The organism is Aquirufa sp. 5-AUSEE-100C1, assembly GCF_054558655.1.
Map to the genome: position 1 here is coordinate 65,362 of NZ_JBPXKO010000003.1, position 16,326 is coordinate 81,687.

Below are 16,326 nucleotides of genomic sequence, written 5' to 3' on the forward strand. Positions count from 1 at the left end.
ATCAGTCGGCACACCCAAATACCCGCCAAAATTTCCTATTTTTGCTCCCCCTATTTTAATTAAATTGTTACCCTATGGATTACCTGGCTGGTCTGAATGAACCCCAACGAAAAGCAGTTGAACACATCGACGGTCCCCTCATGATCATCGCCGGTGCCGGCTCGGGCAAAACCCGCGTGCTTACCTATCGGACAGCGCATTTAATCGCCAAAGGAGTCGATCCGTTCGGTATCTTGTTGTTGACATTTACCAACAAAGCCGCTGGGGAAATGCGTCACCGTATCGAAACCGTAATCGGTAGCCAAGCGAAAAATATCTGGATGGGAACCTTCCACTCAGTCTTCGCCAAAATCCTACGTTTTGAAGGGGAACGTTTGGGCTACACATCAAACTTTTCCATTTACGATACAGACGATGCCAAATCGCTCATTCGTACCCTAATCAAAGAACAAAACCTCGACGATAAAGTCTACAAAGTCAATTTGGTACTTAATCGTATTTCGAATGCAAAGAACCGATTGATCGGACCTGAACAATACCTGAATAGTCCGGTTCTCGAGCAAGAAGACCGCTACGCCAAAATCCCGATGATGGGTCAACTGTACAAGCTGTATTGTACCCGTTGCTTCCAAGCGAATGCGATGGACTTTGACGATTTACTATTCCAAACGAATATCCTTTTTAGGGATCACTTGGATGTACTGCATAAGTACCAACATAAATTTAAGCACGTCATGGTGGATGAGTTTCAGGATACCAACGTATCCCAATACTTGATCACCAAAAAGCTGTCGGCCGTTCACCGCAACATCTGCGTGGTAGGTGACGATGCACAAAGTATTTATGCCTTCCGCGGAGCGGATATTCAAAATATCCTGAACTTCGAACGTGATTATTCGGATTTGACTACAATCAAGCTTGAAGAGAATTACCGCTCCACGAAAGCCATTGTAGCTGTGGCGAATTCCGTGATTGCACGAAATAAAAACCAACTAAAAAAGGATGTCTTTACCTCCAATGAGGCTGGTGACCAAATCGAAATCATTCGCGCAGGAAGTGACAATGAGGAGGGGCGAATTATAGCATCGACCATCTTTGAGACATGCCAGAAAGAAGGGCTTCGTTTCTCCGACTTTGCCATTCTCTACCGTACCAATGCCCAATCACGTTCATTTGAGGAATCATTGCGTAGATTAAATATCAAGTACCGGATTATTGGCGGATTATCCTTCTACCAACGTAAGGAAATCAAGGATGTCTTGGGTTATTTGCGTTTTGTAGTGAACCAACAAGACGAAGAGGCATTCAAACGAATTATCAATTTACCTAAACGGGGAATTGGAGATACGACCATCGCCAAAATTGCACTGACAGCAGCGGAACAAAATTCGACGGTTTGGGATGTGGTGGCGAACATCAACCAATTTCAAGGGGTTCGTGGAACCGTACCGATAGAGCAATTTGCCGACTTGATTAAGTCGTACAAATTGATGGTGGAAGTTGAGCAAAAAGATGCCTACGAGGTCGCGAGTCATGTGGCGAAGACGTCTGGCCTAGTTCGTGAATTATACGAGGACAAGACTGTTGAGGGATTAGCACGCTACCAAAATGTACAAGAATTACTGAATGCCATCAAGCAGTTCGTGGATTCTGAGGAGAACGAGGACAAATCACTAGCAACCTTTTTGCAATCGGTATCCCTGCTGACAAATGCCGACACGACCGAAGACCCGAACGATAAGGACAAAGTAACCTTGATGACCGTTCACTCGGCCAAGGGTCTAGAATTTAAACACGTATTTTTAGTAGGACTGGAGGAAGATTTGTTCCCGAGTCAAATGATGTTGCAAAGTCAGGCGGATCTTGAAGAGGAGCGTCGTTTATTTTACGTAGCCATCACACGTGCCGAAAAGAAATTAATGATTTCGTATGCGGAATCCCGTTACCAATTTGGACGCTTGAAGAGCTGTGAACCGAGTCGCTTCATTGACGAGCTCGACAGCACGTATTTGAAAATGGCGAAGACGCCGGGCAAGAAGGATACCAGCAATTTCCGACCGGTTCAGAAAACGGGCTTTGTGGAGAAGTCGACGAGTGCCAGTGCTGCGCAGTTAATTCAAAAGCCGAAGTTGAATACAAATTACCAGCATGTGCCTTCGGCGAATTTCGTTCAATCAGATCCGATGAGCTTAGCAGCAGGACAGCGTGTCGAGCATCAGAAGTTTGGTTTTGGAACAATACAGAAATTAGAGGTGAACGGCGCGGAGCGTAAGGCACATATCTTATTTGAACAAGGAGTAGGCGAAAAAACCTTGTTATTGAGTTTCGCGAAATTGATGATTATCGCTTAGCCGTATAAAATAAATGGGCCGGGCTGGACATGGTTGCTACCTCTGAAATTGTCGCGTATCCCTTGTTTAATCCATCGAAAGCCAAAGATTCCCCTTGGGGTTCAAGGACACTCGGCACAACACGAGGTTTACGACGTAATGCATCTGCTATGCTTTCTTCGGGTTTCTTCTTCCAATAGTAGATTTCCAAGTAATTCCGGATGATAATTTCTTCATTGGATGAAGCCATATTGCCGTCGGTGATGTAATACAATTGCTTCAATAGGCCCACATCGGAAGTTGGCACCGAAAAATTCAATTCACTAATAAATTCCGCCTGCTGAATACCTGATTTAGCAAACACATCTGCGGATAGACGATAAAGTCGTTTATGATCCTCCCGCTTGCTAATCAGAAATAGATCTCCACTTTTCTGGTCGATCAACATGCATTCCATATCTCGAGGGCCATCCGGCAAGGTAAATTCAACACTTTGCGTGGCATGAATAACGCGGCGAAGGGGATCTGTTAATTTTAAAGAAGGTTCTAGGAAACGATGAACGTGGTAGCTCGCATTTTGAGCTAAATTATCACCGATATCAGCAATATACAGGTAGGTTTGACCAGTACGGTTTTGCCAACGGCCCATCGCTTCCCAATCACGGTTTTTAAGACCCGTGAAGCTATATTCAGCTTTCCCTTGCCCAGATTCACTAACTAAAAACATGCGATTTAGATTCTCAGAATCATTAATTACCCAATAATGATCTGGATTCCGTTGGGAGGCGACCATCCCGGAAGCTTCATCTATCTCGATATTTTCTAAAATACCTAAATCCTTTGCCGACTGAAAATCGATGGATTCGTATACGCCATCCGCCACATAGAATGATTGGCTAGCCCAAATAAGCATTCCCACAACAAATACTTGTATGCGTGCGTTCAGTCTCATTTTTTTCGATAATAATAGAGATGAGGCTGGGTATTATCAGAAGATTCCGAAATCGTATAGTACCCAGAACCATCATGCGCAAAAGACACCCCTTCTCCCTGAGGTTCTAATTTATAGGGAACTGCCTTGGCGGAACGAAGCAATGCAGCAGGAATGCTCTCGCCAGATTTTCGTTTCCAATAATAAATACCAATGTAATTGCGAATCAGAATTTCTGAATTATCCGGGGATATACTGCCGCCTGTGATGTAATAAGCCTGTTGGATTTTGGCATCATTCGTAAAGGGAACCGAAAATGACAAATCTTGTACGTATTCAGCGGTTAAATTGGCCCCATTGACCACTTTCGCCGCTGCAATTTTATACAGCCGCTTATTATTTTCCCGCTTGCTGATTAGAAAAATATCTTTACTTTGCTGGTCGACAAGTATTGTCTCCATATCTCGGAAGCCATCCGGAAGTTGGAAGGTAATTTTTTTAACATCCGTCAACACCGTATAGGGATTGCTCGTAATCTTCAAATCTTTGAACCAATAAATGGAATACTTGGAATTATCTTGGAAATTATCACCAATATCAGCCACATAAACGGTGGCCGAACCATCTGATTCCCCCACAACGGCAATATCTTCCCAGTCGCGTTGAGTAGCTCCCTGTAACAAATATTCCTTTTTACCCTTACCCAGTGAATCGACGAGGTAAAGCATCGGGCCTTGTACATCAGAATCGTTCGTCACCCAGAAATATCCTGGATTTTTCCGACTGGCCGCTATGCCGGATGCTTCCAACAAGCGCGTATTTTCAAGTTCACCACGATCTATTGCTTCTGAATAGGAAGATTCGCCGGCTGTCGGATCGGTAGGATCTGGCATGACCTTAATACAAGCCGAGACAAGGAGGCTCAAAAAGAATACCGATAAATAGGGTATGCTTTTAGCTTTCATCAGACTTTTCGGTAGGAATTTGTGTGACAACAATCTTCTTGACGCGTCGCGCATCGACCGATTGTATTTTAAATTGAAAAGCCTCCAAACGCATTTCCTCGCCCGAATTGGGAATACGCCCAAATAATTCAATCATCAAGCCGCCCAAGGTTTCACTCTCCCCTTTGGCTTTTTCGAAATAAACGGGTTCTAAATCGAAGACCCGACTAAAATCATTCAAGGACGTTTTAGCCTCAAACAAAAACGTATTTTCATCTAAACGTTTGTAATCCGCAGTCTCATCGTCGAATTCGTCATTAATCTCACCCACAATCTCCTCGATAATATCCTCCATGGTAACCAATCCCTCCGTTTCGCCATATTCGTTAACCACGATAGCCATGTGTACGCGCTTCTCTTGAAAATCATAGAGCAAATCATCAATCTTCTTGTTCTCGGGAACAAAAAAGGGTTGATGTAACAAGGAAACCCAATCAAACTTTTCATCCTCCTCTACATGTACCAATAAATCTTTGATGTATAAAATTCCCTCAATCTTATCGATGGTTTCCTTAAAAACAGGCACACGTGAGTAGCCGTTTTTATTGATTTTATCCATCAATTCATGGAAATCCATTTCGGTATCAAAAGCCACAATATCCCTTCGAGCCTTCATCACCGACTTCACCGAGGTATTCCCAAAATTCAGAATACCCCGCAGGATATCCTTTTCCTGTTCGGTGGTGTTCTCATCCGTCGTAATCTCCAAAGCATGATTCAGCTCATGCGCCGTAAGCGTATAGGAACGCTTCTCAATGCGCTTTTCAATCAGATTCGAAATCCCTAGTAAGGTTTTGGAAAGTGGCGTGAAGACCAAAGTGAAAAATTGGATTAATGTAGCTGAGAACGTAGCAAACCGGATATTATTTTGCTGGGCCCAAACTTTTGGAATCAATTCCCCAAAAAAAGTAATCACAAAGGTTACCCCAAATAATAAAAACAAGGTTACCAAAAGCGTTTCCACAGACTGTGGCCCTAATATCATTTCCGTCAAATAATTAGACAGCGTAATGAAAATGATATTAACGAAGTTGATGGAAATCAATAAGGTCGCTAATAGTTGCTGTGGCTTATCCAATAAGGCGCTAACGACTTTTTCCGTAGGATTATCACTGTCGCGCAATGCGGCACGCTGGTCTGCATTCAAGGAAAAAAATGCAACTTCAGAACCTGCCAATAAAGCTGAAAGAAGAAGTAAGCCAATTAATATAATCCCGATAAATACGACGGAACTGATGTTCACGCTGGGATTAATAAAGGTTAATAAATGAATGGGAAAGGGGTCAGCCTCCATATATTTTGTGCACAGTACACACAAATTTAAGAAAAAGGGAATAGAGTCATCCTAAATTCCCTAAATCTTATTTAAAATTTAAAACGGCAAATCGTCGCCATCCTCTTGCATGACGCTCGGGAAAGGATTTGTATTTGGGGTTGTTGCTTGCAGATTCACAGCTTCAGGCTTAGGACGCTCAGGCTGCTCAGGACCTCGTTCATTTCGCCCACCAATTAGGTTCATATTCGTCGCACGAATTCGGTAACCCCGAACCGTAGCACCCGTTTTGTCTTGCCACTCCTCCGAACGAATTTTACCTTCAATATAAACTTGATTTCCCTTTTTCAGGTATTGCTCCGCGATGTTCGCTAGATTGTCCCACAACTCAACGCGATGCCATTCAGTCTGTTCTACCCGCTGCCCATCTTTCCCGGTATAAGACTCAGAGGTAGCAATGTTGATATTCGCTACTTTTACCCCATTCGGTAATGCCCGCACTTCAGGATCTCCGCCCAAATTGCCCAATAAAATCACTTTGTTTACGCCTGCCATAATTGTATCGTTTAAAGGTTAGGTAATTGAATAAGCAAATGTACATCATCTAGCTATCCAACAATTCCTTCAGGGCTAAATTATCAGTAATCAGATTTAATAACAACACAGGCTTGCCCATTTGCTCAAATTCTGATGACAAAATCCACTGGTGATCTTCGGGTAGTTCAAAACTAAATTTTTCGGGTAAACGGATTAAAAATGCCTGCGAAACAATTTTCTGATGACTTAAAACATGAATTCCCGGCGAGCTAAGGGGCAACATAAATGCCTTCATTAGTGACAAAAATGGATATAGTTCAATCGATTTATCCAAGTCCTCAGACTCCACACAGAAGAACTCCCAAAGCCCTTGCCAAATATCTTTTTTTTGTCGGCGATGAACCAAAATTTCGCCCCCCCTTTCGATAATAAAATACTGAAATTTCCGAATGCGTTGTGCTTTCGCCTTGGACTTGACGGGGAGTTCCTGGATACGATTATGTTGAAAAGCAAAACAACTGCCTACCAAAGGACAAGTATCACAAGAAGGACTGGGGCTGCATTGCAAGGAACCAAACTCCATAATCGCCTGATTAAATCGGGCGGGATCTGATTCAGGAATCAACTCCTGCGCAAGCGTGGTAAATTCCTTGCGAGCCGACGAATGCATGATGTCCGTTTCGATGCCAAAGTACCGTGCCAAAATCCGAAATACATTCCCATCCACGACGGGTGTGGCCTCATCGAAGGCAAACGAAGCAATCGCAGCAGCGGTGTAGGGCCCCACGCCGGGGAGTTTTATCAATTCCGCATACGAATTGGGGAAATTTCCATCGAGCGAATCCACCACATAGCGGGCTGTTTTGTGTAGATTTCTTGCCCGACTGTAATAGCCCAAGCCCTGCCAAAGTCGGAACAACGTGGTCTCATCTGCGGCAGCCAAATCATAAACACTCGGAAAAGCCTCGGATAACTTATAAAAATAGGGCAATCCTTGGGCGACCCGGGTTTGCTGGAGAATGATCTCCGACAACCAAATTAGGTAGGGGTCGCGGGTTTGGCGCCAAGGCAAATCACGCGCATGGCCCTTATACCAACTTAGGAGGCTATCAGCGAAGGGATGAAGAGGACTTTTTTTCATATACTATTCAAAGATAAGTTGCCCAACAGACGCAAAAAAATAAATATCACTTTTTCATTTGCCCCTTTTAAAGAAAAACCTTACTTTTGTGTCCCTTTTGAAAGCAAGAGGTGAAGAAAAAGAATTGACGAATAAATAAAGACTCATTACCGTGACTAAGGCAGATGTAATTGCTGAGATTTCCAGCAAAACAGGGATTGAAAAGAACGATGTATCTAAAACGCTTGAAACTTTCTTTGAAGTAGTAAAAGACAACCTAGCGAAACAAGAAAATATTTATGTTCGTGGATTCGGAAGTTTTATCAACAAGAAAAGAGCGAAGAAAATCGCCCGTAATATTTCCAAAAACACGTCAATAACCATAGATGAGCACTATGTGCCTAGCTTTAAGCCGGCGAAAGTGTTTATTGAACAAGTTAAAACCAGCACTGACCCTGCGAAGGCTTAATTCATTTTGAATAAGTTTAATAGGTCGATAAAATGAAGAAGACAACAGCCATCATTTTATTTATTGGCCTAGCCATTAGTGCACTCCTTTTCCAATTACCCAAAGGAAATGTGAGTAATAAGACGGCAAACTCCGTGGCAGGAGGGGCAAATCGGGATGCGGCAGCAAATGAAGCAGCCCCGAAAGAGTCTGAATCAAGCCATGCAACGCCTTTAACAGCCGCGCAACAAAAACAAATTGCGGGTTTAAAAGTAAACCTTCAACAAGCCAAAACAGAGGCCCAACAAGTTTCTGCATTGGAAAAACTCGCCGCAGCATTCATAGGCGCGGACAAATACGATAGTGCTGCGTATTATGCAGCTGATTTTGCCGAAAAGCATGCGACATTACCGCATCTGTTACGTGCAGGTCAATTGTATTTTGAGGCCCAAACCTATGCGATTAATGCCCAGAAAGGGCAAAAAATGGGTGAAAAGGCGCGAGTGTACTTTGAAAAAGCGTTATCAATCGATCCGAATAACCTGTTGGTAAAAACGAATCTAGCGATGACTTATGTAGATACACCTACTCCCATGAAGGGCATTAGTCTTTTACGGGAAGTGATTGAACAGGAGCCGACTTTCGTGCCGGCGATCTTCAACTTAGGTATATTAGCCATTAAATCGAATCAGTTTGGCAAAGGCCAAGAACGATTCACACAAATATTGAAGCTGGAACCTACCAACTACAAAGCCGCCTTAAACCTCGGTTATTGTTTGGCCCAGTTAGATAAAAAAGAAGAGGCGAAGAAGATCCTCAAGCGCGTTTTAAACGAAAGTAAAGACGCTGAGGAAACGAAAGCCGCGAAAGAATTGCTCGCAGAAATGCAGCATTAAATACGGTAGAGGTATCAATGGATATCTTCACAAAAATAGAAAAGCTGAAAGTCAGCTTGGTAAATTATTAAAAACTTAAACGCTAAAAGCTATGCCTTGCGGAAAGAAAAGAAAACGTCACAAGATTTCAACACACAAAAGAAAAAAACGTCTTCGTAAGAATCGTCATAAGAAGAAATAATATACGGTTAACAGTTTCATTCTGAGATTGTATGATAAACCCAAGAACAGGCATTTTATTCAACAATAAATAGCCTGTTTTTGGCGTTTAATTTCCTATATAGTTCATATTCGGGCAAACGCCCTTATAAAACATTCTTCTTGTCAACATTGTGAGTAATGAATTGATCATTAATTCTACGCCCAAGGGTGATAGAATAGCCCTTTTGCAAGACAAAAGGATCGTCGAATACCACATTGAACAATCGGAACCTCAATTCTCCGTAGGAGATATTTATTTAGGTACGATTAAAAAACTGGTATCCGGATTAAACGCCGCATTTATTGATATCGGTTATGAGAAAGATGCATTCTTGCATTACCATGACCTAGGCCCTAATTTAGCCACACTCCAAAAATTCACACGCGATGTCCTTAACAAAAAAGGGAAAAACATCAAGTTGGAAAACTATAAGTTGGAGACCGAAATTGACAAATTAGGCAAAATCGATAAAGTACTGACTCGCGGACAATTGGCACTCGTGCAAGTTGTCAAAGAGCCTATCTCAACGAAGGGACCACGCCTTTCTTGCGATATTTCCATTGCTGGACGCTTCTTGGTCTTGGTGCCATTTTCAAACGGGGTGAATATCTCCAAGAAAATCACCTCGAAAGCCGAGCGTAACCGCCTTCAAAAATTGATGACGTCCATTAAGCCCAAAAATTATGGGGTTATTGTACGTACGGTAGCTGAAGGGAAAGCGGTGGAAGAAATGGAGCGCGACTTAAAAGAGTCGATCGCGAAATGGGAGGAGGGCATCAAGAAATTGGTGGATGCGAAACCTACTGAGCGTATCATCGGAGAAATGAGCCGGGCAACTTCTATGTTGCGTGACTTATTAAATAACGATTTCGACAATGTGATTGTGGATAGTCAAGAGCTTTACAACGAAGCAAAGGATTATGTACATAACGTAGCTCCTGAAAAAGAAAAAATCGTCAAACTTCACACAGGTAAAACAAAGTTATTCGAACAAGTAGGCATCGAAAAGCAATTGAAAATGCTTTTTGGCCGTTCGGTATCATTACCTGGTGGAGGGTATTTGATTGTAGAGCATACCGAAGCCTTACACGTCATTGATGTCAATTCAGGGAACAAGTCCAACTCGGAGGAGGATCAAGAGGCTACGGCTTTAAGTGTCAACCGAGAGGCTGCCAAAGAGATTGCTCGTCAGTTGCGTTTGCGTGATATGGGGGGAATCATTGTGATCGACTTCATCGACATGAAGAAGGCCGAAAATCGCAAGTTGATTCAAGACATCATGCGCGATGAAATGCGTGGAGATCGTTCGAAGTATACGATTCTTCCGTTGACGAAATTCGGTTTGATGCAAATTACGCGTCAACGTGTTCGTCCGGAAATGAATGTTTCTACGCATGAAACCTGCCCGAGTTGTGGCGGTACCGGGACCATTACGGCGAGTATTGCGGTTTCTGAAATCGTTGCCCAGCATGTGGAGCATTTGGTGTTGAAGCAAAACGAAAAGAAATTGACCATTTTGGTTCATCCTTTCTTGCATGCTTATTTTACGAAAGGATTCCCATCCATTCGTATGAATTGGTTTTTCAAATACAAAACCTGGATTTCCATCATGGAAGACTCCTCGTTTGGCATTACAGAATTTAAATTCTTAAACCAAAACGGAGATGAAATTGAAATCTCATCTTAGGATACTCATTTTTTTATTCCTAACTACCCCATTGGCCTTTCAAGCGGAAGGCCAATGGTGGAAGTTAACGGAAGAAGCTGAAAAAGAGCGCTCGAAAGGCATGCTTCTTTTAACCTCAGAAGTACAGATTGAGGCCACCACGGCGATTAATCAGATGTATAATTTTCACTTTCCTGAGGCAGAGCGCGAATTCAATTACCTAAAAGTTAAATACCCCAATCATCCCCTTCCTGATTTTCTATTGGGACTCATGCAATGGTGGAAAATTGTCCCTAATACAGGTAACGAAGTCTACGATGAACGCCTGATTGAATACATGGATAATAGTATTTCAAAGGCCGAGAAAATCTGGGATGATACCGAAAACCCTGAGGCGGCCTTCTTCATGGCAGCAGCCTATGGCTTTAAGGGACGTTTACATGCTGAGCGTAAGAATTGGACACGTGCGACATTGGCAGCAAAAAATGCACTTAAATACCTGGAATACTCCCGTAATTTTGCCGATTTCAGTCCTGAATTAATGTTTGGAGACGGTCTTTACAATTACTATTACCATTTCATCAAACAAAACTTCCCTCTTCTGCGTCCCGTGCTTTGGTTATTCCCCAAGGCAAACAAAACGCAAGGTATTGCGCAGTTGGAAAAAGTAAGTTACCAAGCCTTCTACACTCGGACCGAGGCGCGTTACTTTCTATTACAGATCTATGCCATGGAAAATATGACAGATAAGTCATACGATATGGCAAAATATACACACGAGAATTTTCCAGATAATCCGTTCTTTCATCGTTACCACGCACGTGCGGCATTCATACAAGGCCGAATGGACGAGGCAATGGAGCTATCCAAGGAAATCTTAAATCGCATTGCGCAACATCAAGTAGGATATGAGGCAGTCTCGGGTCGATATGCGAGTTATATTTTGGGCTATTATCAACTCTATGTTTATAAAAACCGAGTGGACGCCAAACAATATTTTAAGCAATGCATGGAATTCAGTAAGCAAACTGATGCGATGGAATCAGGCTATTATTGGGCATCGGTACTTGGATTAGCACGAATTGCTTTCCAAGAAAATGATTACGACCAAGCGGTTGATTATTGCAAGGAGGTGTTAGACAAGGCAGAAAAGAAATCGGCCCAACATACTGAAGCAAAAAAATTATTATCGGAAGCTAAAAAAGCGAGACGAAAAAGGAAATAAAGGCAAGTGGGGCATGTACGGAAATTCGTACCTTTGCTTGTAAATGAACATGAACGCAACAATACTAAAAAAATATTTTCCGGACATAACCGAACAGCAAGAAGCTCAGTTTAATCAGCTCATCCCCTTATACAAAGAATGGAATGAGAAAATAAATGTGGTTTCTCGCAAGGATATTGAAAATTTGATGTTGCATCATGTCTTGCATTCGCTCGCGATTGCGAAATTCCTTCCCTTCCGACCGGGCACGGAGGTTCTCGATGTGGGAACCGGTGGCGGTTTTCCGGGTATTCCCTTAGCGATATTATTCCCCGAAACCCAATTTCTATTAGTGGATAGTATTGGGAAAAAAATCAAAGTGGTAGAGGGTGTCGCGGAAGCGCTCGGATTAAGCAATGTCGAGGCAAAGCACATGCGCGCAGAAGATGTAGATCATGATTTTGAGTTTATCGTTAGTCGGGCAGTTACCCGCCTAACACCCCTATATTATTGGGTGAAAAAGAAAATCAGCCCCAATCATTTCCATACCAAACGTAACGGCTTATTGTTGCTGAAAGGGGGTGATTTAACGGAAGAAATCGCTGAATTAGGAAAAAAGGTTACCGTAACGGACCTGACTAGCTATTTTCAGGAGGATTTTTTTGAGACCAAAAAACTCGTTTACGTCCCGATGTAAATCCTATGCAGAAACGATCCGTCGCTTTATGTACGTACAACGGTGCTGAATTCCTTTCAAAGCAATTGGAATCCATCAAACAGCAAACCATGCCTATACATGAGATGGTCGTGTGCGATGATGGATCCTCCGATGAAACGTTGGCAATTCTTGAGCGATTTAGTAAGCAGGTCGCCTTTCCAGTCACTGTCCATCGCAATCCTAAAAATTTAGGAAGTAGCAAAAATTTCGAACAATGCTTGAGATTATGCCAAGGAGATTTAATCTTTCTTTGTGATCAAGATGACGTTTGGATGCCCGAAAAGGTAGCGAGAATCGTTCAATATTTGGAAGCTCATCCCGAACATGAGGCAGTATTTTCCAATGCCACGATGATAGATCAGGCCGGATTCCCGACTGGGAAAACGTCATTTGAACAAATCGAGTTTACGAATGAGGTACAGTCGCAATGGCTCCAGGGTGCTTCGTTTCGAATTTTACTAAAAGGCTATATTGTTACGGGAGCTGCCTTAGCCATCAAGAAAAATGCTTTGGCAAATATATCGCCGGTTCCCATGATTACGAAAGAGCTTATACACGATGGCTGGATCGCCCTGAACCTGAGCATTCAAAATCAAATCGGATTTATTAAGGACTGTTTGATTCAGTACCGTGAACATTCTAACCAACAAGTTGGATTCAAAAGTAAGCCTCCACGTGTTTCTTTACTAAAGCGGTTCACCCGAGCCAGGGAAGAAAAACTGGTTGGCCTTCGAAAAAAAGCCGAAATCGCAAAGGCACTACTTACCTACTTTGAAAGTCGGCCTGAAATTGCCGAATCCATCATCCCTGCCTTGCGCGCCAGGGAAGGCTTCTACAACATGCGAGCTACATTGCCCAACAATCGCATAGCGAGAATCTTGCCTATTTTACGATATGCAATGAAAGGATCCTACCAACTCGAAGAAGGGGGCAAATGGTGGCGGCCTATCTTAGGTGATTTAGTTGAATAGGCATGGAAAAGGTAGCAATCGTCATCCCCATATATCGAACACAGTTAAATCACGAGGAAATCCTTTCGCTGACGCAATGTTTGAAGGTATTGAGTAAATATCCTATTCGATTTGTAGGACCCAAGTCCTTAAGCATTGAATTTCTGAAGCCGTGGATTGAACAAGTTGAGATCATTCGATTTGAGGATAAGTACTTTAAAAGCCCAAAAACCTACAACAAGCTTTTAACTAGTCCGATCTTTTACGACGCATTTGTAAACTTTGAATACATTTTAATTCACCAATTGGATGCGTATGTGTTTGAAGACCAACTTCTCGAATGGTGTGCTAAGGGATATGATTACATCGGAGCCCCCAAATTAAGAAAGCACCATTTGTCAAACACGTATTCCTGCCAACCGGTTTTGCTAAACGGGGGCTTGTCCTTACGCAGAGTCAAACCGATCCTACGGTACATCAAAATTTATCAACTATTTTTTCGAGAATGGTTGGCCAATGAAGATGCCATGTTTTCGTTTGCCCAACGCCGGGTTTATCCTTTCCGATTTCTTCTCAAACTTCCGAGTTGGCAAGAAGCATTATCCTTTGCGATTGAACAAAACCCTGAAACGAGTATGCGTTTGCTGGGTAAATTACCTTTTGGTTGTCATGCATGGGAACGCTATAACCCAAAATTCTGGAAGAGGTATATTCAAAACAAATAATTCCGCTTTGAGATAAGCAATCTTATGATTCGAATAACATGCGAATCGAACGAACTTTTCGACGAGAAATCGGAATGATTTCGTCATTGATTAATCGAATAGCCTTTTGCGATTTAAAGTCGATGTGACGAATGGCCGCCGGATTAATTAAGGCCGACTTAGACGGACGTATAAATCCACCAAGCTCCAATACATCCGCAAAATATTTTAGGGTACGACAGGATAAAAATTTTCGTCCGTCCTTTAAAATGACATGTGAATAGTTCCCTTCTCCCCGAACAAGTAATATATCGAAGGCCAACACTTCGGTTCCATCCAAAACGAAGGCAGGTAATGTGACTAACTTTTCTTCAAACATCATAAATTTAATTAACAACTTCCAGGACTAGGATTATTCGAAATTAGACTTCTCTAGAGCGAAAAAGTAATAGAATTGAGTTATTTGCGTTATTGCTGATTTTTGGGCTCAAATCGTTTATTAAAAGGTTAATTTAAAATTGCGAACAATATGTAAAAACGCATTTTATTACTTTAAAGAAGCTTAAATGGGTTCTATGCTTTTGGTTAAATTAACCCAAACGGGATAGGCTGTGTCAGAAAAAGTGATAATATTGTTGAAAAGATAGACAGATATAAAAATGAAAACGAGACGATTTGGACGAACGAATTGGGAGGTAAGTGAGATGGGCTATGGCATGTGGGGCTTGGCTGGTTGGACAGGATCAGATATTAAAGAGGTGAATGACTCGCTCGAATTAGCTGTTGAGTTGGGCGCCAATTTTTTCGATACGGCCTGGGGTTATGCCGAAGGAAAAAGTGAGCAAATTTTAGGGGGGGTGATCAAAAGACATCCCGAGAAAAAACTATATGCCGCCACAAAAATTCCACCTAAGAATTTTACCTGGCCATCGAAATCTCATTTTAAGCTAGAGGAGTGTTTTCCTGCAGACCACATCATTGAGTATACCGAGAAGAGTTTGAAAAATTTGGGTGTCGAGCAAATTGACCTTCAACAATTTCACGTTTGGGAAGATGCATGGGCTACCCATGAGGAATGGCAAAAAGCTGTCGAACAATTAACGGCACAGGGGAAAGTTGCCCATTGGGGAATTTCCGTAAACCGTTGGGAGCCCAACAACTGCCTAAATACGCTTGAAACTGGATTAATCTCTTCCGTACAGGTCATCTACAATATATTCGATCAAAACCCGGAAGATTTACTGTTCCCTTTATGTCAGAAGTTGGATGTGGGTATTATTGCCCGCGTTCCTTTCGATGAGGGTAGTTTGACGGGACTTATGACCTACGAAACGACTTTCCCGGCGGATGATTGGCGATCCACCTATTTTGTACCTGAGAATTTAATTTCGAGTGTCGACCACGCCAATGCCTTGAAACCCTTGGTTCCTGAAGGAATGAATTTGCCCGAAATGGCTTTACGTTTTATCCTTTCGAACCCGGATGTAGGAACGATAATTCCCGGAATGAGAAAACAGAATCACGTGCGCAGCAACATCGCTTGCTCAGACGGAAAAGGATTGAACGATTCCTTAGTAAAAGAATTACGCGCGCATCGCTGGGATCGCCAACCTACTGAATGGTCCCAATAGCTTGATCAAATAATTCTTTTAGCTTCGGCTCTTCTCGGAATCCCGATGTTTTTTGGAGCAGTTTCCCCTTGTGGAAAACCAAAAAGCTCGGGATTTCGTCTATTTCGTGGGCTTGCAAAATCGCTTGGTTCCCATCAGCTTCTACTTTGATGACACGAACTTTACCTTGAAATTCACCAGCAAGCTTGTCGACGATCGGCATCATTTTCAAACAAGGAGCACACCATTTCGCATAAAAATCCACCACGACCGCCTCATTTTCTTTGGTTAGTTTATCAAAATCTGCCAAACTCCAAGCCGCATCGTGTTGAACAATCGGTACACCTTCCAAGGGTTTCATTTTCGTTGTCCATTTGAGATAGCCCCCTTTCAACTCCGTGACTTGATAGCCCTTTGCGCGTAATATTTCCGCTGCCTGCGCAGATCGACCCCCCGAGAGGCAATACACAAATACAGGTTTATCTTTGGGTAATTGATCGACTTCCTCGCTGAATTTGGGAGAGCGGAAATCGATGTTTTTTGCTTGTGGCAAATGACCTCCACCATATTCCCCCGAAGTGCGTACATCCAATAAATAGGCGTTCGGCGTGGATGCTAATTTTTGCGAAAACGATTCAACCTCAAGCACTTGTGAAAATAATTCACCAGATAGTAAAGTCAAAAACAGGATTAGAAGGGAATATTTTTTCATTTTAGAAGGATGCCAGGTTAT

Annotated in this window: 16 protein-coding genes; 9 read left to right on the top strand and 7 right to left on the bottom strand. The window is 42.6% G+C overall.

Annotated features, from left to right (window positions below; all coding sequences use genetic code 11):
• Nucleotides 1-74 precede the first annotated feature (74 nt).
• A complete protein-coding gene (locus tag ACMH5P_RS07240; protein ID WP_459493670.1) occupies nt 75-2,351 on the top strand; it encodes an ATP-dependent helicase in 2,277 nt (758 codons plus the stop codon).
• Here ACMH5P_RS07240 and ACMH5P_RS07245 read toward each other — a convergent pair.
• The 5 genes from ACMH5P_RS07245 to mutY all read right to left on the bottom strand — a co-directional run bounded on the left by ACMH5P_RS07245 (nt 2,341) and on the right by mutY (nt 7,216).
• A complete protein-coding gene (locus ACMH5P_RS07245) occupies nt 2,341-3,282 on the bottom strand; it encodes a hypothetical protein (RefSeq protein ID WP_459493671.1) in 942 nt (313 codons plus the stop codon). The genes ACMH5P_RS07240 and ACMH5P_RS07245 overlap by 11 nt on opposite strands.
• Nucleotides 3,279-4,226: a hypothetical protein gene (locus tag ACMH5P_RS07250; RefSeq protein WP_459493672.1), complete on the bottom strand. Its 948-nt coding sequence runs from the start codon at nt 4,224-4,226 to the stop codon at nt 3,279-3,281. The genes ACMH5P_RS07245 and ACMH5P_RS07250 overlap by 4 nt, the downstream gene beginning before the upstream one ends.
• Nucleotides 4,216-5,559, bottom strand: coding sequence for a gliding motility-associated protein GldE (gldE, locus tag ACMH5P_RS07255; RefSeq protein WP_459493673.1), 1,344 nt, complete (start codon nt 5,557-5,559; stop codon nt 4,216-4,218). The genes ACMH5P_RS07250 and gldE overlap by 11 nt, the downstream gene beginning before the upstream one ends.
• Before the next feature lie 78 nt (nt 5,560-5,637).
• Nucleotides 5,638-6,093: a single-stranded DNA-binding protein gene (locus tag ACMH5P_RS07260; protein WP_459493674.1), complete on the bottom strand. Its 456-nt coding sequence runs from the start codon at nt 6,091-6,093 to the stop codon at nt 5,638-5,640.
• Between the two features lie 49 nt (nt 6,094-6,142).
• Nucleotides 6,143-7,216 carry an A/G-specific adenine glycosylase gene (gene mutY, locus ACMH5P_RS07265; protein WP_459493675.1) on the bottom strand — a complete coding sequence of 358 codons (1,074 nt, stop codon included), beginning with the start codon at nt 7,214-7,216 and terminating at the stop codon, nt 6,143-6,145.
• Nucleotides 7,217-7,367: 151 nt separating this feature from the next.
• Here mutY and ACMH5P_RS07270 point away from each other — a divergent pair, with 151 nt between their 5' ends.
• The 7 genes from ACMH5P_RS07270 (at nt 7,368) to ACMH5P_RS07300 (ending at nt 14,004) form a co-directional block, all read left to right on the top strand.
• The gene (locus tag ACMH5P_RS07270; RefSeq protein ID WP_459493676.1) at nt 7,368-7,664 is read left to right on the top strand and encodes an HU family DNA-binding protein; all 297 of its coding nucleotides are present in this window, start codon (nt 7,368-7,370) and stop codon (nt 7,662-7,664) included.
• Nucleotides 7,665-7,696: 32 nt separating this feature from the next.
• Nucleotides 7,697-8,539: a tetratricopeptide repeat protein gene (locus tag ACMH5P_RS07275; protein WP_459493677.1), complete on the top strand. Its 843-nt coding sequence runs from the start codon at nt 7,697-7,699 to the stop codon at nt 8,537-8,539.
• Between the two features lie 332 nt (nt 8,540-8,871).
• Entirely contained in the window at nt 8,872-10,428 is a 1,557-nt protein-coding gene (locus ACMH5P_RS07280) for an Rne/Rng family ribonuclease (RefSeq protein ID WP_459493678.1), read from the top strand.
• Entirely contained in the window at nt 10,406-11,632 is a 1,227-nt protein-coding gene (locus ACMH5P_RS07285) for a tetratricopeptide repeat protein (RefSeq protein WP_459493679.1), read from the top strand. Before ACMH5P_RS07280 ends, ACMH5P_RS07285 begins: the two co-directional genes overlap by 23 nt.
• A gap of 43 nt (nt 11,633-11,675) precedes the next feature.
• Nucleotides 11,676-12,308, top strand: coding sequence for a 16S rRNA (guanine(527)-N(7))-methyltransferase RsmG (rsmG, locus tag ACMH5P_RS07290; protein ID WP_459493680.1), 633 nt, complete (start codon nt 11,676-11,678; stop codon nt 12,306-12,308).
• A 5-nt stretch (nt 12,309-12,313) separates the two neighbouring features.
• The gene (locus ACMH5P_RS07295) at nt 12,314-13,300 is read left to right on the top strand and encodes a glycosyltransferase family 2 protein (RefSeq protein ID WP_459493681.1); all 987 of its coding nucleotides are present in this window, start codon (nt 12,314-12,316) and stop codon (nt 13,298-13,300) included.
• Nucleotides 13,301-13,302: 2 nt separating this feature from the next.
• Nucleotides 13,303-14,004: a DUF5672 family protein gene (locus tag ACMH5P_RS07300; protein WP_459493682.1), complete on the top strand. Its 702-nt coding sequence runs from the start codon at nt 13,303-13,305 to the stop codon at nt 14,002-14,004.
• A gap of 22 nt (nt 14,005-14,026) precedes the next feature.
• Here the strand turns inward: ACMH5P_RS07300 and ACMH5P_RS07305 are convergent, their stop codons facing one another.
• Nucleotides 14,027-14,365, bottom strand: coding sequence for a LytR/AlgR family response regulator transcription factor (locus tag ACMH5P_RS07305; RefSeq protein WP_459493683.1), 339 nt, complete (start codon nt 14,363-14,365; stop codon nt 14,027-14,029).
• Nucleotides 14,366-14,642: 277 nt separating this feature from the next.
• Between ACMH5P_RS07305 and ACMH5P_RS07310 the strand changes: the two genes are divergently transcribed.
• Nucleotides 14,643-15,614, top strand: coding sequence for an aldo/keto reductase (locus tag ACMH5P_RS07310; protein WP_459493684.1), 972 nt, complete (start codon nt 14,643-14,645; stop codon nt 15,612-15,614).
• Here the strand turns inward: ACMH5P_RS07310 and ACMH5P_RS07315 are convergent.
• Nucleotides 15,595-16,305 (bottom strand): thioredoxin domain-containing protein, encoded by a 711-nt coding sequence (locus ACMH5P_RS07315; RefSeq protein WP_459493685.1) that lies wholly within the window; start codon nt 16,303-16,305, stop codon nt 15,595-15,597. The two genes, ACMH5P_RS07310 and ACMH5P_RS07315, sit on opposite strands and share 20 nt — an antisense overlap.
• Nucleotides 16,306-16,326: the final 21 nt, after the last annotated feature.